The organism is Paenibacillus sp. BGI2013 (assembly GCF_002843485.1).
Taxonomy (GTDB): domain Bacteria; phylum Bacillota; class Bacilli; order Paenibacillales; family Paenibacillaceae; genus Paenibacillus; species Paenibacillus amylolyticus.
This window is the reverse complement of record NZ_PJFA01000011.1, coordinates 32,933-55,263: the sequence shown is the minus strand read 5'-3', so window position 1 is coordinate 55,263 and position 22,331 is coordinate 32,933. Positions and strand designations below refer to the sequence as shown.

Sequence of the window (22,331 nt, the reverse complement as noted above, 5' to 3'; positions counted from 1 at the left end):
ACAACCTCTTATAGGTCTGGTTCTGTAATAATCTCAACCAAAGCGCTGAGTGCACTAGATATATGTTCACCACGGGAATACACAAATCCTACTTCCAACCGACAATAGGGATCAGGCAAAGACATCACCGCGATCTCACCTCTTAATTCTGCTTTGGTAACCGAAGAACGTGGCAGCAATGATACGCCGAGCCCGGCAGATACACCATTCAGAATCGTGTCCAGTGTTCCATATTCCATGATGTTAAGCGTGTGGATACCCTGATCGTTCAAAAAGGATTCCGCCTGAGTGCGATGAGTGCATCCGATCTCAAAAAACAACATCGGCCTGGACAATAACGTGTACATCTCATGTACTCCAGGTTCAGCGATCAACACCAATTCCTCGTCATACATCTTCATATAATTCAGCTCAGGATGATCAATCGGGCCATATATTAAGGCTCCATGCAATTCATGTTGGATGACCTTCTGGTTCAGTTCATGGGTCCCACCCGTGACAAGCGAATGCTGTACTTCCGGGTAGCATGAAGTATATTCAGCCAAGAGCGGCGTCAGAAAAGTAGAAGCTGCTGTCTCTATGGCACCTAGACGAAGCATGCCAGCTGGTGGGTTACCCACTTGCGTGGCCTGCTCTGCTTCATATAATAATTCTAATATTCTATCCGCATACCCAAGCAGGTTCTCGCCTGCTGGTGTAAGCGACATCCCCCGATTGGAACGATGAAATAGCGGTACTTGCAGTTGGGTCTCCAACTGTTTAATCCGTGCTGTTACATTGGACTGCACATAATTAAGTGAGAGCGCAGCTTTACTGATACTACCTTCGCGGGCAACCGCCTGAAATATTTTCAAATCACCTGCATCCATACCCTGATCACCTGCTCGTCGTTATATCAGCATTCTGCATCATCCGATTCATGCAAAGTGCTTATCTATTATTTTTAATGATACTGACAATCATTTTTGTTCATTTTACGTGAATCTGCTCCGTCTGTACAATGAGGCTCAGTAGTGAAATCTAGCTACACAGACAGGAGGAATATTGAACATGAAAGCTATTGTCCATTCGGCCCAGAGCAGCCTTGCAGGTCTTCAATATACAGAGTCAATCTCTCGGGCACCAGAAGCCGGGGAAGTGCAGATTCAATTAAAATCCGCTGGAATCAACCATCGGGATCTATTCATCATGGCAGGACGCGGCCCTCAGGACATCCCACTCGTTCCTGGTTCCGATGGAGCAGGTATTGTCGTAGCGATTGGCGAAAGCGTAAGAGGGTTCGCGATAGGAGATGAAGTCATTATCCATCCTACACTCGGTTGGGAACATGCATCTGAAGTGCCGACCGTACCCAATATTGTTGGTGGCCCTACGGATGGAACACTGGCTCAATATATAACGTTGCCTGCTGAAAATGCCCTGCCTAAGCCAGCCCACCTATCCTGGGAGGAAGCAGGCGTATTGCCCCTTTCAGCGCTGACGGCCTATCGCGCCTTATTCACTCGCGTTGTATTGAAGAAAGGTGAACATGTGCTCATTCCCGGTATTGGCGGTGGTGTTGCAACCTATGCCCTGCTCATGGCAGTAGCGGCTGGTGCCACGGTGACCGTCACCTCCAGAAGTGAAGCCAAAAGAAATGAGGCACTGCGCTTGGGTGCTACCCATGCATTGGATAGTCATGCCGATTGGAGTACGCAGAACGATCTGGAACCTGTGGACATCATCTTGGATAGCATCGGACAAGCCATGTTCCCAAAATATTTTGATATAATCAGACCAGGTGGACGTATCGTGATGTATGGTGCAAGCTCGGGGGATGATCTGACCCTACCGATTCGCTCTATCTTCTTCCCGCAGATCAGTCTGATCGGCACCTCTATGGGCAGCCGTGAGGAGTTTATCCAGATGCTGCAATTCGTGGAGCAACATGACATACATCCTGTAATTGATGGCGTATATCCGTTACAGGACGCAGCGAAAGCGTTCGAACGTATGGAAAAAGGCGAGCAATTTGGTAATCTGGCTATCCTTATGGAGTGATATCTATTTTGAGATGGGCCTTCATGAATTGTTGAAAATTGATTTACGATAATGGGGTGAATCCATCTGACCCGTCTCGCTAAACGTATACTAATTGTTCTTATTACTATTATCATTGTGGCCCAAATTCCTATGTTAAAAGAAACCTTAGCCCGAGGAGTTACTACGTTATATGTAAAGATAAAGTATCCCGAACATTCCTTTCAATTCCAAGACTTCATCTACGAGTCTCATTTCGGAAACTATATCATTTCTTATACTGATCAAGACGAACAACGCATTAGTCTGATGCTTGAGCCCAATTTTTTTCCGGCGCTCATTACGTATGATCCATTGAATCAACCCATGAAATGACTAGTTTGTTCACACTATGAATCATTCAGGAGGTATCGATATGGACAATAGATTACATTTGGTAGAATTGGTTCGCAAACTGATGGACTCTGAAGGAACGGAAGCCGAGTTGGATGACATGTTAACGGAGCTACAGCAGCAGATTCCACATGCGGAGATCAGTAATCTGATTTTCTGGGATGATCGAGACCTGAAACCTGAACAGATTGTGGAAGAAGCCTTGGCTGCCCGTCCCATCATTCTCCCGCCCAAGCCATAATATTCTTCAGGAGGTGAACGGTAGGATATGTCTGACATGTCTGATATGAATCATAATACGAACTACCGATAATCACCTGACTCAGCAAGTTCTCGCTATTGGCATGGATACACATGAAGAGGATCTCATCCGTATCGAAGCATGGCGGGCTCCTCTGCTCTTTGGGCGAAATCCTTCATGCTGCCGCGCAACTTGTTCGTGACTCAGAAGAAGATGAGGATGTACAGAATTACGTCTTGCAAACTCTCACTCTACTGCCCATCACAGAAGCCGAGATCCAATTGGCTCAGGAAGTTCTGGAGGGAAATGCCTACATATTAGTCAGAGGAGCGGCCTTTGCTATTCTTGTTGCACATCAACAAGTTAATGGTGCAGCATCCGCGTTAGAATCGCTTCAATCCGATCCTGATTTTGGCTCTTCTGCAATACGGGTACTGCAATCGAAACAAGGAAGTAATAATCAATAAACCAAGTTTACCCTCCCCAATTTCCATAATTTCGTTATAATGGTAAGCAAGACACCATGCTATTGGAGGAAAATTATGGAAACGGAAGCTTTACGCAACGTGGAACAACTAGCTCTGAAGAAACACAAGATTTACAAACAAAGTTTAATCAGGTACCTCGCACGCTCCATGCTGGCCAGTATGTTTATCGGATTCGGCGTCATCGTGGCGTTTAAGACAGGTAACTTCTTTTATATGGAGCAGTCCCCGTTTACCTATCCGATGGCGGCAATTACGTTTGGCGCGGCCATCATTCTGATCGCCTATGGCGGGGGTGACCTGTTCACGGGCAATACGTTTTATTACACGTATGCGGCGTTGCGCAAGAAACTGCGCTGGTTCGAAGTGATCAAGCTGTGGATTGCGAGTTATAGCGGTAACCTGATGGGCGCAGCTGTGTTTGCCCTGTTAATCTACCTGACCGGATTGTTCGACTCGTCTCAGGTGAATGGTTTTCTGTTAAGCGTGGTAGAACACAAAATGGAAGTTCCAACCATGCAACTCTTTTTCCGCGGAATTCTGTGTAACTGGCTTGTATGTATGGCGTTCTTTGTCCCGATGTTCATGAAGGAGAATGGAGCCAAAATGTTTGCCATGATGCTCTTTGTGTTCTGCTTCTTCATCTCGGGATACGAGCACAGCATCGCCAATATGTGTACGTTCGCGATTGCACTCGTGCTGAACCATCCGGGGACGATCTCAATTGAAGGTGTGATTCACAACCTGGTTCCCGTGACATTGGGTAATCTGGTGGGTGGTGTGCTGCTGATGGGCTTTATGTATTATGCGGTGAACAAACCGTTTCTGGATGAAGAGACACATTAATCTCTGGCAAAAAAATCCATCCTTCCGGCCCGGTCCTTCGACCGTGGCGAATCGGTAAGAAGAATCCAAAACACCCCGGCATCCTTTCCATCTCAGGGAAAAGGTTGCCGGGGTGTCTCTCTATAGGCAGGCTCACGGATAAGCCGCCTGCCCTCCACACGCATAGCCATGTGATACACAATCACATGGCTCCATGCAGTGGGTTGGCAAGCAGGCAGCAATCAGGTTGCCGTGTGTTGCCCGCTTGCCAACCCCATCCGTGGCTTAGAAGTACTCCCGCCACGGAGTATATTCAATATCGTTGTCGCCGCGCGTGACCACGATCATATTCTCTATTTTGCCCGTGTCCTTATTGGTACGGTAGATCATCGTACGTGTCTCGCCTTCTTCCGGCACAGAGAACAGGAACTTGTCCGCAACGAAGGAAGAACCAAGTCCAGTGGCATGTTCTGTAAAGGCAGAGCCCGTCTTGCTTGTGAGCAGCAGACCAATCCCGTAGGCTGTAGCGGTTTGTGCTGCTTTGCCAAAGAGATGCTCGCCTTGACTGGTCGTGTGCGTTTGCTCCGAATACCTATACTTTTCCGTATCCTTGCTATAGTCCACCACATTGCCCTGTTTATCCAGACTGATGGTAGTCGTTTCGCCCTTGTCGCTTTTCACCTGATACGTACCTACGATGGAATCCTCGGTTATTTTTACCGTCTTGCCAGTATTGGGGTCAGTCTGATAGATTACATCTTCATACTGAAGCCGAATGATGTTCATGCTGGCCTGAATCTGCTGCGCCAGTTCTTCGTCACCCATCTCTTTGGCTTTCTTCAGCATTTCCTCATAGTTCTGGTATTTCTCGGCATCCTTCTCATCCCATTCATCCATGTTCTTTGGTGGACCTGGCGTTTTGTCCAGATCATCGCCTTTATTTTTGCCCATGGTTGATAGCGCCCGCGCTGCGGTCAGCGCCGTCATGATTGCCTGGCTCACCGCCTCTTCATCTGTCGTGCGGAAACGCTCGGCAATCTTCTTAAGCTCCGACTGAATGGACAGAACCAGTTCCAGAACAGATTTCATCGTGCCTTGAGCCGTTGAATAATCGTTATAAAAACGCTCACGCTCCATGCCATCCCAGTTGCTGCGCATGACACTCATCTTGCCGTCCAATGTGGACATGAAGCCCGATAATTGCTGATGTGCCTGAGCGAACTGCCCACTGACCGTCTCCAGTTGTTCCGGTGTCACCTTGATCTGTGTCATCCTGCACACTCCTCTTCGTGGTCATTATATCCCGTGGTTAACCAATGTGTTGCCCGAACAGCACTCTCCCAGATCTCGACCAACTTGTCATGATCCTGTTCCCGATATGCAGCGACTAACATGTCCGACGTATGCTCCTTTTCTATTAAAAGTAAAAGGTTATGTAAAAGCCCGATCCTGGGATCGGACTTGTTTAATACATCAAATTTGAAATAACTCTACGTTTATTTTACCATGTCCATCATTCAATCTGTACCCATAATTTCCAATCTTGAGTCAACGTTCTACCTCCGTTTTTGGCTTCCAACGGAAGGTTGCTGCCGATTGGGAAGGCAGTATATATCGAAACGAATCTCCATCTATGACTACATCAAAGGAAACTTCTTCCTCACCCGTGTTAGCTGCAACGAGCACCATCGTTCCATCCGGATTGCGGAAGGTTACGTTCTCGATCTTGCCCTGTTCTTGCGTGGAATCAACTCTCACAGCTCCTGGACGTACATAACGGCTGATGTGGCCTAACGCATAATACTCCACATTTCTAGTGATTTCATCACTGTCGGGGTCAATCGTCACAACCCCACGACAGTTCTCACAGCCACCGTTCGTGGGTCCACCTTGCAGATCGAGTGCGATGTTCCAGAGCAGTACATTTTTCGCCCAGTTGCGAGGTACACCAATAATGAGATTGGACATCTGCCAGCTCAGATTCTCGCCAAAATCAGGACTCCACTCCCCACCACTACATTCGGTAAAATAAATATTTTTGTCCGGGAAGCGCTCATGCACTTCCGACATGGCAGATGGATCACCTGCATAACAGTGGAAAGCAGATCCATCGATATAAGCAGCAGCCTGCTCATCACCAAGCACCTTGTCGGTATATTCAACCGCCTGATCCCAGTTATGATCATACGCGATGATTCGCGTGTCCAGTCCCGCATCCTGTAGAGCCGGGCCGAGATAATCCTGAATGAACATCGCTTGTTCTTCAGCTCCCATACTCATACTCGGATATTTGTCCGAGGTGAACTCCGGTTCATTTTGCAACGTGATCCCGTAGATGGGAATGCCCTTTGTCTGATAAGCTTTGATATATTTCACAAAATATCTTGCGTACGCTTCGTACACCTGAGGATCGTTGTAATCCAGATACCAACCGTTAGTGGTCTTCTCCCCATACTTCATCCAGCCCGGGGCCGTCCACGGTGTGCCCAGTACGTTAAGATCCGGTTTCAAACCAGCTACACGCTCCAGCATATTCACGACTTCCTGATCCTTTTCGATTGAAAAGTGTTCCATATCATAATCCGTGCCGGACTCGATATCATCATAGGTATAACTCGAAGCCACACCTGTTTCATCTACCGAATAATCGGAGGCACCAATCGTATGACGCACCATATCCATGTTCAGCCCTTCTGTTGTAAACAGTTCCTTCAGCAGTTGCTCTTGTTGTTCCTCTGGCAGCTCGTTAATCAGATGTGCCGATGAACCCGTCATCGCTGCGCCAAAACCATCCATGGTCTGATACGTCTTGTCCGGGTCAATCTGTATGGTGAACGCCGACGAAGAAATGTCTGGCCCCTGCGTTGAAGAAACTGAAGAACTTGTGTCTGCATCATGGTGATCGGTAATTGGAATGGGCTTCTGTCGTGCAAGCAGATTTTGCTGATCTCCCGTGGTTAACCAGACTTCGGCCGTTCTCTGTTTGTCCACAACCGGTGGCGGAGCGGGTTGTTCACTTCGGTTGAAGATAAGCCAGATTCCTACACCGACAAAACAAACAGCAGCGATCAACAGGATCATCCATCGTTTGAGATATTCTCGCCAACCTATGTTTATCATGCTTCACTCTCCTTCCATTGTGGAAAAAGCCGCGGCCACTAGGCCACGACTCATTTTCCTAATCTATATGAAGTAGAAAAAACTGCATTTAACGAAATAACTTCACTGGGAGAACAACCTTCCAATCTCCCTTATTGCACTTTTATTTACCGGACTTGCTTCCGATATTCACACTGCCTGTTAGACGGATATCATCCGATGCACTGCCGACATACACCTGGACTTTACCCTTAGGCATTACCCATTCATGCGATGTTTCATCCCAGTAGGACAATGCGCTGCGATCCAGTTGAATGTTGACCCGCTGCTGCTTGCCTGCCTTCAGATCTATCTTCGCCCAACCAGCAAGCTGCTTCTCTGGCGTTTCAACTTTAGTTGGCAGATTGCCAACATAGACCTGTACAACTTCTGCACCGGCAACTTTACCGGTATTGCGCAGATTCAGGGATACTTCTACAGTTTCCTTACCGCCTTTACCTGTGTTTTTCACATGCAGATTACGATAATTAAAATCGGTATACGACAGTCCGTGTCCAAAAGCAAACGCCGGTGTCATGCCTTCTTTGTCATATCCTTTATACCCTACAAAAATACCCTCGGAATAGTTGCCCACCCCGTTCACACCCGGGAATTGTTCCGCAGTGGATACCGGGGTCTGGGAATCATCTGATGGGAACGTCACCGGCAACTTACCGGATGGATTCACATCACCAAACAGCACACGTGCCAACGCATTACCTTGTTCCTGACCTGCATACCAAGCCTGAACGATGGATGGCACTTCTTTTTGCCAGGAATCCATTTCAACAGCGCGACCACTCATTTGCACCACGATCGTTTTGGGGTTGGCTGCTGCTACCTTGCGGATCAGCTGCTCCTGGTTATTCGGCAACTCCAGGTCGGAACGGTCGACGTAACCTTCACTGTCATACGTACGAGTTACCACGACGGCAACATCGGATTTTTTCGCCAGCTCAACTGCTTTTTGCATTTTAATATCCACAGCGTCGTCTGGAGCTTCCCAGCCAAAACGAACCTGTGCACCCATATCATGATTAGTCTGTACCGGGAAATCCGTACGATACTCAATTCGAATATTGTGGGACTCACCTTCTTTGAATGTGATTTCTTTCTTCGTTGTACTCAATGTTTCACCTTGATTGTCTACGAGTAATTTATCATCCACATACAGTTTCGCAGAACCTAGACTGGTCAGGGACAGTTTATATTCACCCGTTTGAGGTGCTGTGATCGCCCCTGTCCAACGAGCAGACATTTTGGCATTGAATTTCGTAGGTGTCACTGGAAGCTTGGAAGACTGTGCGTTAAAACCTTCATAGTTGTAGAATCCAAGATTCATGTTGACCTGATGATCTGTACGGACCAAAGAAGGATTACCCTCCATATCTTTATTCGTCCAGTATTCAGCACGCAGACCGTATTCCGCACGATCTGTACCATAGTCTCTTTCACTTTCCTGAGCATCCGCTGGTGATAAAAGAGTAGAAGGTACGGCGGATGGTCCATTAAATGCATCTCCTGCGGAGATAGGATCGGTTCCGGCAGCATATTTTACATCCACACCGTTACCGGCACGGTTACGAATGCCTTGAAGTGGACTTACGGTATACGTCGGATTAACCAGACTGCTACCTCCACCAGCAGCCGATGCGTTATCTGCATCCGGACCGATGACAGCGATGGATTTCACGTTTTTCTTGGACAGCGGCAGCACATTATCGTTGTTTTGCAAAAGAACCATGCTCTCTTCTGCAATTTTACGTGCCTGTTTGCCGTCTTTCTTGGCATTGATTTGTGTATTCGTTACAGGGTTATCGAACAGTCCTTTATCGAACATTTGAAGCAAAATGCGTCTAACCTTCTCATCAACGGTTTGCTCGCTGACTTCGCCATTGTTCACGGCTTCCAGCAATTTGTCTCCCCATTTGCCGTAAGGCTCTCCCGGTGTCTCCAGATCCAGACCCGCATTGGCGGATTTGGCTGTGCTGAAGTTTGCACCGTAGTCACTCATGACAAAACCTTCGAAGCCAAACTGATCCCGAAGGACATTGGTCAGCATCTCCTTGTTCTCACAAGCATATGTACCGTTCACCTGGTTAAATGAACACATCGCTGAACCAAGATCCGCTTTTTCGACCATCGCCTGGAACGGACGTGCATAGACTTCCTGAATCGCACGTTCACTGGCTATTGCATTGGTCGTGAAACGTTCCGTCTCCTGGTTGTTCAGGATATAGTGCTTCGCAGTAGCGATTACCGGATTGCTTTGAATCCCGTTCACATATGCTGCACCCATGCCGGAAGCCAGTAGCGGATCTTCCCCGAGAGATTCGAAGTTCCGGGAACCCCATGGTGTACGTGCAATATCCAGCCCAGGGCCGAGCACTACATTATGTGTTGTATCATGTGCTTCCTTACCGATCAGATCGCCATATTTCTTGGCCAGATTGGTGTCCCAGGAAGCGGCAAGTGCGATGGGTGCAGGCAATGCCGTGGACTTTTTGTCCTGCACATCCGGGTTAGCCACACGTACTCCTGCGGGTCCATCTGCCATCTGTAATGCCGGAATGCCGAGGCGCTCCAATCCATCATTATAGAAACCATAATAGTTATTTACTTTACCGGTTACGAATCCAACTTTCTCCTCCAGCGTCATCTCCTTGAGCAGCAGCTCGGTGCGTTCTTCCGCTGATAGAGATTTGTTCATCCAAGGCCGATTGGCCCCAGATTCCGCCTCCGCGGCGAAGGCGTGCAGCGGCATAGCCGCAACCGCCACGATGATTAATAACATAAACCATCGTTTGAGGAAAATCAGATTGAGTCTTCTGTTCATGTTGTAAGTTCTCCTTCTCTCTTGATCATTTTTCTTGTGCACATATTGAATACATGTATACAAGGGAATGCGAACTGGCTTGATCCCAGTCTTTCAAGCATTCAGGTCGTCCTGCACATGGCTTCTGAAACTGCAGCCTGCAAGCAAGTCAGCAGATTTCGCTTCCTAACGATAGCCGACATGATCATGAATTACATCCCCTTAAATTTGGTAAATGACTGATTAGAACAAGCCTAGTTCTTTGGAATCACCATGTTAACAATTCAGATAACAAAACAAGAAAACGAATTATTTACATTTCCGTAACTACTTTCGAACAAATTCTTTACTTTTAAAAACAGTCGGTTCGACCCACTCCCGATCAACCAATTAATGCAATTAATTATCAGATTAAGGAATATATCGACACACCCTGGGTCCTAAGTCTATTTGTAAACGGAACCAATCCGGTCCATTGAAATATCCAAAAATATAAAAGTAGCTGAGGTCCCTTTTAACAGGTTCTTCAGCTGCCTTTATGTTGGAATTGCTCCATATTGTTCACTTTCCATCCATGATTCTTGTTCTACACTCGTTATATTGAGATTCGAAGTTACATTGAAATCGGAGTAACAAATAAAAAAACCGCCCCACGGGGCGGTTCAATCCTAGTTCATTCACTTCTAGTTCTGTAACTGCGCAAGAATCTGCGGGTCCTTGATCTTTTTATCCTCGGCGAGCAACATCACCTTGGACAGAATCTCAGCTGTTCTCGGATCTTCATCGAGGAATGGCAGGAAGATTCGACCCCGATGCTGACTGTGCACCGGTACGATATGAAGTGCACCTGTGGCTTGTTTGAACACATTACCACTCCCCAGATGAACAGCATACTCACCTAATTCACCATCAATTCGTGCGTAATTCCCGTCCAAACGTACATTGTCGATCTTCAGCAGACGCAACGATTCGTTCACAATGACGTGGCGCATCTCGATTGTTGTCAGGCTAGCTTCCGGATCTACGCCTCCCACATGTGCAACGCTGACCACCAGATCGATATCACGCATAACTTCGGAGAAGAACGTCATCGGCACATCTTGCAGCGCTACAGGTTTGTAGCTCTTGCGATCGTAGAACTGCACCGTCTCCAAGGTAGGTGCCTCGGTATCTGCTGGTGAGAACCAATCTGCCATAGCATAGAGATTCGCAATCAGATTATGCTCATAACTTACCTTCTGCAGACCTTCTTCATAACTGACAGTCCATTGGCGTCCTTTAAGCAGAGCTACTGCTTTTTTCGGTTGAATCTGATACCCGGCATATCGGCGAGACACCGTACCATTAGCCAATTCGTCCTCGTTAGGAAGATATAGCTCACGGAATACCTGCTTGAACGGCTGACGCTCCTGACGGGTGAACAGATCCCGCTGGAATTCACTCCAGCTTCCGCTCTGATACAGATGAAGCGGATGAGCAATCAACAGTTGATCCTGTTCCGATAGTGCCTGGATCGTACCCTCCGGCCCTGGAGCAACCAAATCACTGGACGATACATCGAATCTTCCAGTCTTGTCACCTGACTGGAAGACAAGTGTTCTTACCAGCGGTTGTATAACCGGATTTTGCATCAGACTGGCAATTTCCTCACGTGTAAATGACGTTCCAGCAATCATCGAACGTTCCAGCTCCTGCCGTGCCCGGCGATACTGATCCACCAGATCCGATTTCAGCTCTTTCAGTTCAGCGATATATCCATCTTTTTTGAACCGGGCAGGTACAGATTTGAGTGTCTTGCTTTTGCTAACGATAACCATCTCGGGTTGGCCTTCCTCATCAATGACCAATTGTGCCGTCGTGTCAGCATCCAATGCATGAGGTTCAAAGAAGGATTTCATCTCATCCAACTTACGTGCTTCCATGTCCCACATCAGCCGCGTAACATCGGCATAACCTGCATTACGAGCAAGATTGCCCAGTGCAATCTGCGATGCCACACCTTCACTGGCACGGCGTTGTGCACCGAATTGTTTGCTCTGCATCAGGAACTTTTGAATGAAGTCGTATCGCTCACGCAGATCCTGTTCGCGATTTACAGCGAATGGAATCAAACTGTAGGTTAACAAATGATCCTTGTTTCGCTTGTCTGACACGGACTCACGCATATCGTCCAATCGAAGCTTGCCCAGTGCAGCATCTGCGAACAATTGGGATCTGCGGTGGTTAGATCCCCCGGAAATGTACTTGGCACAATCGTATAACAGATTGAACCGTTCCTCCCCGACAGCAGCATAGGCTTCTTCAAACCAAGCGATATCAAACGCACCTTCATTAAAGTCCTGTGGTGAGATTGGAGAATAGTGGGCCACGATGGTTTCTTTCTCGGCAGTAAAGCGTTCATTAATATGGGCATGGAAGTACCAGGCTGCACTGCGTAGACCTTCCCATCCCAGATGTTTCGCTACAATCTCCATCCACTGCGGGGCGTACATGGCTGCTTCCAGCAATTTTTTCTCATTCACCGGATACTTATGGAGCAACTCCCCAAGACGCTTATCATCTTCTCCATCCCGTGGATGACAATTCTGAATTAAATAGCTAAACGTCTCTTTACGTGTTGTGTTGTCTCCATAACTATAGATATATCCACGGACAAATGTATCCTGATCCATCGCCGAGACCAGATGTACCCAGTGTTCCATGCCTTCAATTCGATCCAGTTTCATGGCAAGTGTGCTTACTTCTGTAGAGAGTTCTCCCCGGGTCAGCTCAATCTCCAGAATGCGATCGACCACCGCATCTCGCAATTGAACAAGCTTCGGATCACTCGCGATCATTTCTGTACGAGTGGATGTTAAGTCCCGAATAAACAACAGACGATTCTCACCGACCAGCACCTGTCGATATATCTCTTGATCATCAATCAGGTTCAACTGGTACGCACGCAGGAAATCTTCAAGTGACAGTAAAGACAGCGGTTGACTACTCTCTACAAGACTGGTGAACTGGTAAGCTGTCTGGAAGAAACGTTTGAAGCTGTTATCGTCATGGATTTTGCCACGAACTACATAATTCCAAGGTCCAGTCAGAATATGAAGCATGCCTGACTCTTTTTCGAGTCGATCAGCAGGCATACTTGCGATGATGGAGGCCCAGGTTTTCTCAGCTATTTCAAACGTGTCGATCGGATCGCTATCCTGAAATGCCGCCGATATCAGTGCCACTACCTGATCCTTATACGTTAACGAATCCAGCATCTGCTGCAGCTTTTCGATGTCATCCAGAGGATAGATCCGTTCGGCAAACGACTTGCGCCAGCCTTCCAATAACGGAATCTTCTGCAATTCGTCATAGTCATACTGCTCACGGAAATAGCTGTAATGGTCGCTCAAATTGCCATTGAACTCCCGGAGCTGTATAGCCATGTATAGCTGCATCAGTTCCACACTGCTGAACCCGGCATGTTGAATATAGTTCTCCCATACGTCATGAAGTGGGAACTGTTCCATCTGCTTCATTTCATTCCGCTCTCCATATGGAACCTTGGAGCGAAGACTCGCTCCGACTAACAATGTGTCTTTATAGCCAGCGTAGTATTCCACTTGATACTCATAATCCCTGTGTTCATGCACTAATTCACTAAGTCCCTCCAGAAATGGTCTGGTCTTATCCAGAGAGAGTGTAAAGATATCCTTCGGATTATGGCCCTTGAGATCACGCTTCTCATCCAGCAATGGCTCACGTCGCTTCGAATCAAATAAACCAAATCCATTAGAAACTGTGTAACGACTCCCCTGATCAGTCAGTTTATCCAGTAGTTTCTGTTCCTTGGCAGTGGGTGTCTCAATCAGCTGCGCCAATGGCTGCAATTGCTCCTGCTGATCTATCCGCTCTGGATCTGCCGCAATCTCGGTCAATAATTCTAGCGCACCCAAGCGCTGCAGTTCACTCTTGGCCTGCAAAAGTCGCTTCAGCGAGATCGCCAATTGGTCCACGGGTTGCAGTAACAATACATGAATGACCTTCTGACGAAGTGAGCCTGTTTTGAGCTTCATCAACGCCTCCATCTGTTTCATCTCATCAACCGTCAACGTGAGCAGCTTCGCTTTGGCGAGTGCACTCTCCCGATTACTGATGCTTTTATCAGACAAACTCTCAAACACAAACTGTCTTTGCACCTCATTATCGGGATGCTGAACAAACTGGGACAACAGTTCTCCGCGCAGTTCCGGGCTTAAACGGTCCTTGATTGCGATGACCTCCCCGATCCATTCCGGGTCCATATCATAAGCGGCCAAATATAACATTTTCTTGACTACATCATCCGTACCAATCCGGTAGTGAACATACTCAAGTACACCCGATGGTCCACCTGACCCTCCTTTTGGAATGGCAGCCAGCATCTGTTTGAACCGATCAAAGTCCTGACGCCGCAAGCCCTTATCTCCAAGAGCAGGCAATGGCCACACGTAGACGCTACGCTGATTCTCTCCATTCTCGAAACTCCAGTTGTACATATACATCGCATCATAGTTGGTCACAATCCAGTGCATCAACTCGGTATCCTGCGCCTCCAGATAACGACGTGCAATGTCCAAACGAAGCTCCCTGTTCTGGCTGTTAGCCAGTACATATTGAGCAACAATCTTCTGATATAACTGACCTTGATCCATAATCTCGATTATCTTGCTCTTCAATTCATTCTCTTCAATGACCGCTGTCGCCCAAAGACTGATAAAGAGTTTGTTGGCGTTAGCTTCCTGCTGCCAGGCCTCGCGTACTTCTGGTTGCACAAGCGCCTGATAGGCCTGTTCAATCAACTGTGCCGCAACACGTTGGTTGGCTGCTTCTATACCGATCCCCGTCCATACGGCAAGCGCTCTTACCACGGAACTGAAACGAATCAGGTTGTTGTCGATAATGATTTTTAATATGTAAATATAGGCTTCCAGTGTCCCTTCATCCATCCGCTCCACAATGCTTTGGCGCAGCCCTTCTTGCAACCTTGCTGCAACGAGCAGCTCACCCACCATCTGATAGGCATCCGCCTGATCGCTCATGAATATACCTTTGATCATTTCATGGGTTAACAGCGCCGTCTGATTGTCACCATAGATAATATCATGCAGCGCCTGCTTCATATCTCCGCCCTGATGATCCAGTTCATAAGCGATACAATCCGCCAGGACCCAACGGATCTCATGCAAATAATCCAGCTTGTACTCACGAAGTGACACATATTCTTCCAGCGAGAAATTTTTCATTTCCATACGGAACAATCCCATCAGTTTACGGATGACTTGTTCTACATGCTGCTCCGGATCGGATGTGCGGAAAGGGCGGCGTTCATAGTTGTTACTGTATGGGAAACGAGTCGCACGCTCTGCGATATAACGGAATCGTGCAACCAATGACTCGCTCGCCAGATGCTGGAGCACATCCAGTAGTGGCTCGAATAATGGTTTCTGCGTTTCTGCAGCCAACCTTCCAAGCAACTTATCAGTATTCAAAAACATCTTTTCGTCTCCACGTAAATACGTAGACCCGGCGATCTCCACAACATAGCCTGCCAGCTCAAGCTGTACCCCTGTTAACGACTTGGCTCTTTCCTGCAATCCATCCATATACACCTGTACTTGCTCTTCCTGATTCATCCTGTTCTCCTCCTTCATCGTTCTCTACCACAGACGTCCGGCTAGCATTGTAAAACGAATAAACACCACGTTATCTCCGTCTTTTACAACAAGTGACTCATCCAGTTCCTGCAATTCTTCATCGTTGAGAAACACTTTGTACAACCCATCCTCATATGCGGTTATAGCTGTCTCCATCGCAACTTCCAGATCAGGAACACCCTCATTGTATACTGCGCCAAACCCGACTTTCCCCACCGCTCCTTGCGCGTCAATATCATCCGGCATCAGGTAGGCGAACAATTCTGCCTGTTGTTTCTTGTCCTGAAGCGCTTTTACTTGTACAGCCACCATGTTCTCAATGAGCTGCCTTAACGTATGAGTTGTTTCCGGAAGTTCGGCAGCTTGCTTGGCAAGTACCGGCTTGCGCTTGCCCAGACTTTTTACCGTTATCCATACGTTCACCGCATTCCCTCCCTTGTCCTGCTCTATTTGAAGAAGCTTCCATAAGCCCCGATATCTATACCACGATGCGGAATAACCTAAACTCGAAATGATTATCTGTCTCTAAATAAAATATAAAATACGTACATATGTACCCCTAATGAACATCATAACTAAAATTCAATCCATATTCATGAGCCAATCCTCATGTTTACGTGGAACCACGGAACTAGGGCCTACTTGCGTACATATACGCAAAAAAAGCCGCACAGTGTCATATAAATATGGACTGTGCAGCTGCTAAGCTACCATTAGAACAGCTTATGATGCCTGAGAACCTTTATAAACTGAAACCTGTATGAATCATCTCGCCAGACGCAACGGTCGAATGGTTACAGCTGCTGTCTTGAACCCAGGCATCCGGCAGAACGGATCCAGCTCTGGTCTGGTGGCCCGATTCACATTCTGAATGCCGCCCCAATGCATCGGCACGAACAAGGTATCCTCCCGAATCGAATCTTTGATACGCGAACGAACCGTGAAGCTTCCGTACGTCGATTGAATCTCTACCCACTCTCCATCGTGAATACGATAACGGGCAGCGGTAGCCGGGTGAAGTTCAACAAAGTTCTCCAATTCACGAGCTGCCAGTGCCGGACTGCGATGTGTCTGCACCCCTGTAAGATAATGAGGCAGCACACGCCCATTGGTGAGAATTAAGGGGAACTCCGAAGATATATCATTCCAGCCCGGGCTGGATTCAAATGTGAATGCCGCTTTGCCGTCCGGGTGAGCGAATCGTTCACCGAACAGCAGTCCTTCTCCCTGATCCTCCAGGGCAGAACACGGCCAGTATACCCCTTTCTCGTTACGCAAACGCTCATAGGTAATGCCATAGTAATCAGCCACTCCGCCACGACTCGCCACCCGAAGCTCATTAAAGATATCCTCAGCAGTGTCATATTCAAAATAAAAAGCTTTACCCAATTGCGCGGCAATCCGGCATAATATCTCCCAATCATCGAGCGTTTCTCCCGGCGCAGGCCGCCCCTGTTCACGGAGCAGAACACGCCCCTCCAGATTGGTCAGTGTACCTTCATTCTCCATATAAGATGTAACCGGGAGAACCAGATCAGCCATGCGTGCTGTCTCGGACAGGAACATATCTGCCACGATCAGAAAGTCCAGCTTGCGCAGACCTTCTTCCACCAAACGCACATTGGGATTGGATACGACCGGGTTGGAGCCCATTACAAGCAACGCCCGAATCTCCTGATCATGAACCTTCTCCATCATCTCGTAGGCGGATACCCCTTTGCCTGGCAAACTTGCAGGGTCCACACCCCAGACGGATGCCACATAGGCACGATCTGCTTCATTTTCAATGGATCGATAGCCCGGCAGCTGGTCAGCCTTCTGCCCATGCTCCCGTCCGCCCTGCCCATTGCCTTGACCTGTGATGGCACCATATCCGCAGCCTTCTCTACCAATTTTGCCAGTCGCGAGCACCAGGTTCAGAAAGTGTCTCACTGCCATATGTCCATCCGTCTGCTGCTCCACACCACGTGCTGTCATGATCATGCCTGTCTCTGCCTCACCGTAAGCCATCGCCGCCTGACGAATCAGCGCCAGATCAACCCCGCACGCTTGTGCCGCCTTTTCGAGTTGCAGATCAGCCAACCCTTGTATCAATTGCTCGTACCCATGCGTTCGTTTGCCTATAAAATGAGGGTCCACCAATCCGGCATCCATAATCACCTTCAACATGGTATCCGCCAGCAGAGCATCCATGCCAGGCTTCACCTGCAAATGAAGGTCGGCAATGGCAGCGGTTGTCGTCTTGCGTGGATCAATAACGATAATGAACGCCCCGTTCTCCTTCGCCTGATTGAAGTATGGCAGAAGGGTAGGTTGGCATTCGGCAATATTGGTACCTGCGAGTACTATACAACCTGCCTTGGGAATATCGGACAGACGGAACGTCAATCCACGATCCATCCCAAACACTTTACTGCCAGCTGAAGCCGCAGCTGACATGCAGAACCGTCCATTATAGTCGATATACTTTGTCCGCAATGCAACCCGGGCAAATTTTCCGAGCAGGTAGGCTGTCTCATTTGTTAAAGATCCTCCTCCGTATACTCCGACCGTATCTGCTCCGTATGAATCTTTCAAGTCCTGAAATCGCTCTGCAATGGTCTGAATGGCCTCTTCCCAGGAACAGGGTTCAAGCTCGCCATTACGACGAATGAGTGGATGCATTAATCGTTGACCACTGAGCGCATGTTGATGCGCATTCATGCCCTTCACACACAACCTGCCCTGAGAGGCTTCATTCGGAACACCCTGAACCGTATACTCACCACGTCGCTGGCCTGCAACAGGTGCAGCCAGTTCTTCAACAGTCATCTTGCACTGCACACTGCAATAAGGACACTGGGTCTCCTTTACATACAGCTTAGAGGCTGTTGGTTCTGAACTCACGGATAATCCCATCTTTCCATCCCCGCCTTTCATCTATATATCAGCTTGAAGTGTAGCTGCCAGTTCCTTCTGCAACTGGTCATCCAGCAACGTTTCCCGAATCGACATGAATCCCAATCGTTCCGTCCATGCCCATAACGGCTCATCATACCAAGCGGTTTGGCGATACCATTGAAGGCAGGCTGATGCGAGTGTGGCCGCTTGCACCTCTGTTTCAGCCACCCCAATCAAGCCACCTTGTTTGACTGGATGCTCTGCATGACCGCCTGCGTAGATCTCCCACCCAGCTGGTGAAGCCAACAAGCCGATATCCTGCACCAGTGCGCTCACCAATGATCCCGGCCCTGGTGCGACTCCTACATTCACGGGCGACGGCATTGCTGCGCCGATCCAACTCGCACGAAGCTGTGCAGCCAGCCCCCTGGCATCTCTTGCATAGGATGAAAGGGGGATCTGATCATCCCAGCGTACCTGAATCTCTGAGTGACCTTCCAGCTCTCGAACAACCATCGTTCCACCGGATACCTGTAAGTAATAATGAATTACGGGGCGACACACCGTGCAACCAAGCTCCGAACCCCAACCCAGCTTCTGCAAGATCAAAGATATCTCTGGTAGCCCTGTCTCCAGAACATCGATGTCAGCCAGTATTTCCTTCAGTTCTGCATGCCCAAGCGCCGTACAACTGCACACAGGCATTGGAGCAGGTTTATCCGGTGTAGCTACCACGCCAGTACCCCCGTTATTTTTCAGGTTATGCGTATGTTTCAACAGAGCAGCCATCATCGGGCGACAGCCACCGCATGAACCTGACGCCTTGGTCTGCTCCTTCACCTGATCTGCTGTCTCGAGACCCTGTTCCTGAATAGCTTTCATAATGGCAGCCTTGGTCACATTGTTGCAGGCACATACGGTCTCCTGAGCCGGTAATGCCGCAGCAGCCATCTCAGCCGGGTCCCGAGCCCCTTCACGCGGAGCCAATTCCGCCACATCCGCACCTCGTTGCACAAGTCCAAGCAACGCCGTTCCTTCGGTTGTATTTCCAAATAAAATAGCTCCACGCACTTTGCCAGCCTGCATCAGTACTTTTTTATATGTGCCTTGAATGCCATCCAGATGTTGAATTGCGGTCTGCATGCCTTCACCACTGATCTCGCCGGCCGAGAAAACATCAACCCCCGATACCTTCAACTGTGAGTAGGGAATAGATCCTTTGTATTCAGGCGTTTCCTGTCCACAGAGTGTACGTGCGAGTACCTTCCCCTGTTCGTATAAGGGGGCCACCAGACCATAACTAATTCCCCGATGTTCAGCACATTCCCCAACTGCGTAAATACCCGGTACACTGGTGCGCATATAGTCATCTACCATAATTGCCCGATTGGTGGCGATTCCACTTCGTCTGGCCAGGTCCACATTTGGCCGAATTCCTACAGCCACAATGACAACCTGTGCTTCAAGCTTGGAACCATCTGTGAACTGAAGGCCCTGAGCCTGTGATCGTCCGGTAATTTTCTGCGTATTTTTAGCCAAAAGAAAGGACATACCCTGCCCTTCAAGTTCCTGTTGAAGCATCGCGGCAGCCTTCTGATCCAACTGCCGGTTCATAATGTAATGTGCGTTATGGACCACCACAGCTTCCATGCCCAGATGCAGCAACCCGCGTGCAGCCTCCAACCCAAGCAATCCACCACCAATGACGGCGGCCTTGCGATATGTTTTGGAATAATCAGACATGCGCGCACAATCGTCAATCGTTCGGAAGGACATGACCCGCTCTTTATCAATTCCCGGAATCGGTGGGATAAAAGGTGAAGACCCTGTCGCCAGAATCAGGACATCATAGGTTTCTTTTAGTCCGGATTCCGTCTCTATATATTTTCCACGGGTATCAATACGGTGTACCGTTTCACCTGTACATAGCCGTATATGATGCTCGGCGTACCAAGTCCAATCATTGATAATGATATCCTGTAACGAATGCTCACCCTGCAACACTTTTGATAACATGATCCGATTGTAGTTGGGACGGGGTTCATTGCCGTAGATTACAATCTCATACGTATCAGGCTCCAGTGCGATAATCTCTTCGACACACTTCACTCCAGCCATGCCATTCCCGATAATCACCAGTTTGCTTCTGCTCATGGGCTGCCCCCCTATCTCTCTCACCTGAAAATAAACAGAAAAATCCCTTCTCCATGATTCGGAAAAGGGCACCGTTGCCTCCGGAATCCACACGCCTTTGTGTGGATTCATATTAGATTCAGATTAAGGGAATCTCAATATAATGTCAACTAAATTAACATTAAAATTGCGACTAACGCTTAAAAAATGAATTATTTAAAATTCCATGTAATTTTTATTGACATATACATTTTCGCTTGATTATAATTTGAATCAAAATCACAGTGCTGTGATCAACTCAGATGCGGGAACACAATGACGTGTACCGCCTGTCGGCAACGGGGCCGCAAATCGTTCAGATCTGGACGAATTGCGGCCTTTTTCTGCCTCAACACGCACATAGACAAATCACGAAGATCTCAATTGGATGAGGAGCGATGATGGATGATGGAGAGCAAAAGTTTTTGGAAAAGCGGGCATAAGCCCACCCTCTTCGGGGCGTTTATGTATTTTGACATCAGTTTTATGATATGGGGGATGCTTGGTCCACTCGCAGTTGTCATTGCATTGGACTATCCGATGACTCCACTGGAAAAGGCCAATCTGGTCGCATTGCCTATTCTCGGCGGTTCCATCCTGCGCCTTGTGCTTGGCTTCATGTCTGATTATATTGGTCCGAAACTGACCGCACAGATCGGGATGCTCGTCACCTTAGTTCCTTTGTTACTCGGCTGGTTATGGGTCGACTCTTTAAGCCAACTGTACGTGGTGGCACTCTTGCTTGGTGTTGCAGGCGCCTCCTTTGCTGCTGCGCTACCTCTGGCAGGCCAATGGTATGGCAAGGAGCATCAGGGTCTGGCCATGGGTATTGCCGGGGCGGGTAACAGCGGAACCGTACTCGCGACGTTGTTTGCCAATCGCTTGGCTACGCATTTTGGCAGCTGGGAAGTTGTGTTCGGACTTGCTATTATACCGATCGTTATTGTATTCATCCTCTTTTCTATCTTTGCCAAGAATAGCCCTAACCGGCCTGAACCCAAGAAATTGTCCCAATATGGAAGTCTGCTTAAACAAAAAGATGCTTGGGTATTCTGTGCCTTCTATTGTGTGACCTTTGGTGGCTTCGTTGGATTATGTAACTATCTCACCATCTTCTTCAACACCCAGTATGGGCTCTCTCCAGTTCGTGCCGCTGACATTACCACCTTCTGTGTAATCGCAGGCAGTTTCTTCCGGCCTGTAGGGGGTTATCTGGCGGACAAAATTGGCGGAACCCGCATGCTGACTTTCCTGTACACTGGAGCCTGCATCATGTTGATCGGAGTATCCTTCATGCCACCGCTTCCTGTGGTAGTAGTCATGCTGTTCCTCGGTATGATGTGTCTGGGAGCCGGAAATGGCTCTGTGTTCCAACTGGTTCCCCAACGTTTCGGCAATGAGATTGGCCTGATGACAGGTATTGTGGGTGCCGCTGGCGGATTGGGCGGGTATGCACTGCCGCTGATTCTCGGTCAACTGTATAGCAGCTATCAATCCTATACACCAGGTTTTGTCATTCTTAGCCTGATTGCAGCAGCTTCCCTGTTCCTGGTTCTCTTCATGCAATCCCGCTGGCGTGTGAGCTGGTTGAGCCGAGGTAACAAAGGCATGGCGGAATCGACATCCCTTTCTTCCTGAGCAACCACTCGGCCGTTAACCAATGGTACGGTGTATGTGGATGATCCCGA

Annotated in this window: 14 protein-coding genes; 5 read left to right on the top strand and 9 right to left on the bottom strand. The window is 48.3% G+C overall.

The genetic code is table 11. The annotated features are described in order from the left end of the window. Positions 1–8: 8 nt before the first annotated feature. The gene (locus CXK86_RS23310) at positions 9–869 is read right to left on the bottom strand and encodes a LysR family transcriptional regulator (RefSeq protein ID WP_101314612.1); all 861 of its coding nucleotides are present in this window, start codon (positions 867–869) and stop codon (positions 9–11) included. A gap of 181 nt (positions 870–1,050) precedes the next feature. Between CXK86_RS23310 and CXK86_RS23305 the strand changes: the two genes are divergently transcribed. The 4 genes from CXK86_RS23305 to CXK86_RS23290 all read left to right on the top strand — a co-directional run bounded on the left by CXK86_RS23305 (position 1,051) and on the right by CXK86_RS23290 (position 3,984). Next, positions 1,051–2,040 carry a quinone oxidoreductase family protein gene (locus CXK86_RS23305; RefSeq protein ID WP_101314611.1) on the top strand — a complete coding sequence of 330 codons (990 nt, stop codon included), beginning with the start codon at positions 1,051–1,053 and terminating at the stop codon, positions 2,038–2,040. Between the two features lie 394 nt (positions 2,041–2,434). Continuing rightward, complete coding sequence (locus CXK86_RS23300; protein WP_101314610.1) at positions 2,435–2,653, top strand: bacteriocin immunity protein; 219 nt, start codon at positions 2,435–2,437, stop codon at positions 2,651–2,653. A gap of 113 nt (positions 2,654–2,766) precedes the next feature. Further along, positions 2,767–3,120, top strand: coding sequence for a hydrogenase expression/formation protein (locus CXK86_RS23295; protein WP_144029830.1), 354 nt, complete (start codon positions 2,767–2,769; stop codon positions 3,118–3,120). A gap of 75 nt (positions 3,121–3,195) precedes the next feature. Further along, positions 3,196–3,984, top strand: coding sequence for a formate/nitrite transporter family protein (locus CXK86_RS23290; protein ID WP_036606169.1), 789 nt, complete (start codon positions 3,196–3,198; stop codon positions 3,982–3,984). 264 nt (positions 3,985–4,248) lie between these two features. Here CXK86_RS23290 and CXK86_RS23285 read toward each other — a convergent pair whose 3' ends face one another. From CXK86_RS23285 to nirB, 8 genes are all read right to left on the bottom strand, one after another. Beyond that, positions 4,249–5,235, bottom strand: a complete 987-nt coding sequence (locus tag CXK86_RS23285) for a WXG100 family type VII secretion target (protein WP_036606168.1) — start codon at positions 5,233–5,235, stop codon at positions 4,249–4,251. Further along, positions 5,232–5,357: a hypothetical protein gene (locus tag CXK86_RS32755; RefSeq protein WP_257468092.1), complete on the bottom strand. Its 126-nt coding sequence runs from the start codon at positions 5,355–5,357 to the stop codon at positions 5,232–5,234. The genes CXK86_RS23285 and CXK86_RS32755 overlap by 4 nt, the downstream gene beginning before the upstream one ends. 154 nt (positions 5,358–5,511) lie before the next feature. After that, positions 5,512–7,083 carry a glycoside hydrolase family 30 protein gene (locus CXK86_RS23280; protein ID WP_101314608.1) on the bottom strand — a complete coding sequence of 524 codons (1,572 nt, stop codon included), beginning with the start codon at positions 7,081–7,083 and terminating at the stop codon, positions 5,512–5,514. Between the two features lie 142 nt (positions 7,084–7,225). Continuing rightward, positions 7,226–9,937: a beta-glucosidase gene (locus CXK86_RS23275; RefSeq protein ID WP_101314607.1), complete on the bottom strand. Its 2,712-nt coding sequence runs from the start codon at positions 9,935–9,937 to the stop codon at positions 7,226–7,228. Positions 9,938–10,599: 662 nt separating this feature from the next. After that, complete coding sequence (locus CXK86_RS23270) at positions 10,600–15,570, bottom strand: DUF4132 domain-containing protein (protein WP_101314606.1); 4,971 nt, start codon at positions 15,568–15,570, stop codon at positions 10,600–10,602. A gap of 24 nt (positions 15,571–15,594) precedes the next feature. Beyond that, positions 15,595–16,014 (bottom strand): hypothetical protein, encoded by a 420-nt coding sequence (locus CXK86_RS23265; protein ID WP_101314605.1) that lies wholly within the window; start codon positions 16,012–16,014, stop codon positions 15,595–15,597. 342 nt (positions 16,015–16,356) lie between these two features. Beyond that, the gene (nasC, locus tag CXK86_RS23260) at positions 16,357–18,489 is read right to left on the bottom strand and encodes an assimilatory nitrate reductase catalytic subunit NasC (RefSeq protein ID WP_101314721.1); all 2,133 of its coding nucleotides are present in this window, start codon (positions 18,487–18,489) and stop codon (positions 16,357–16,359) included. A 21-nt stretch (positions 18,490–18,510) separates the two neighbouring features. After that, complete coding sequence (gene nirB, locus CXK86_RS23255; protein ID WP_101314604.1) at positions 18,511–20,625, bottom strand: nitrite reductase large subunit NirB; 2,115 nt, start codon at positions 20,623–20,625, stop codon at positions 18,511–18,513. A gap of 426 nt (positions 20,626–21,051) precedes the next feature. On the opposite strand from nirB, the gene CXK86_RS23250 reads away from it, so the two are divergent. Beyond that, positions 21,052–22,281 (top strand): nitrate/nitrite transporter, encoded by a 1,230-nt coding sequence (locus CXK86_RS23250; RefSeq protein ID WP_047844097.1) that lies wholly within the window; start codon positions 21,052–21,054, stop codon positions 22,279–22,281. Positions 22,282–22,331: the final 50 nt, after the last annotated feature.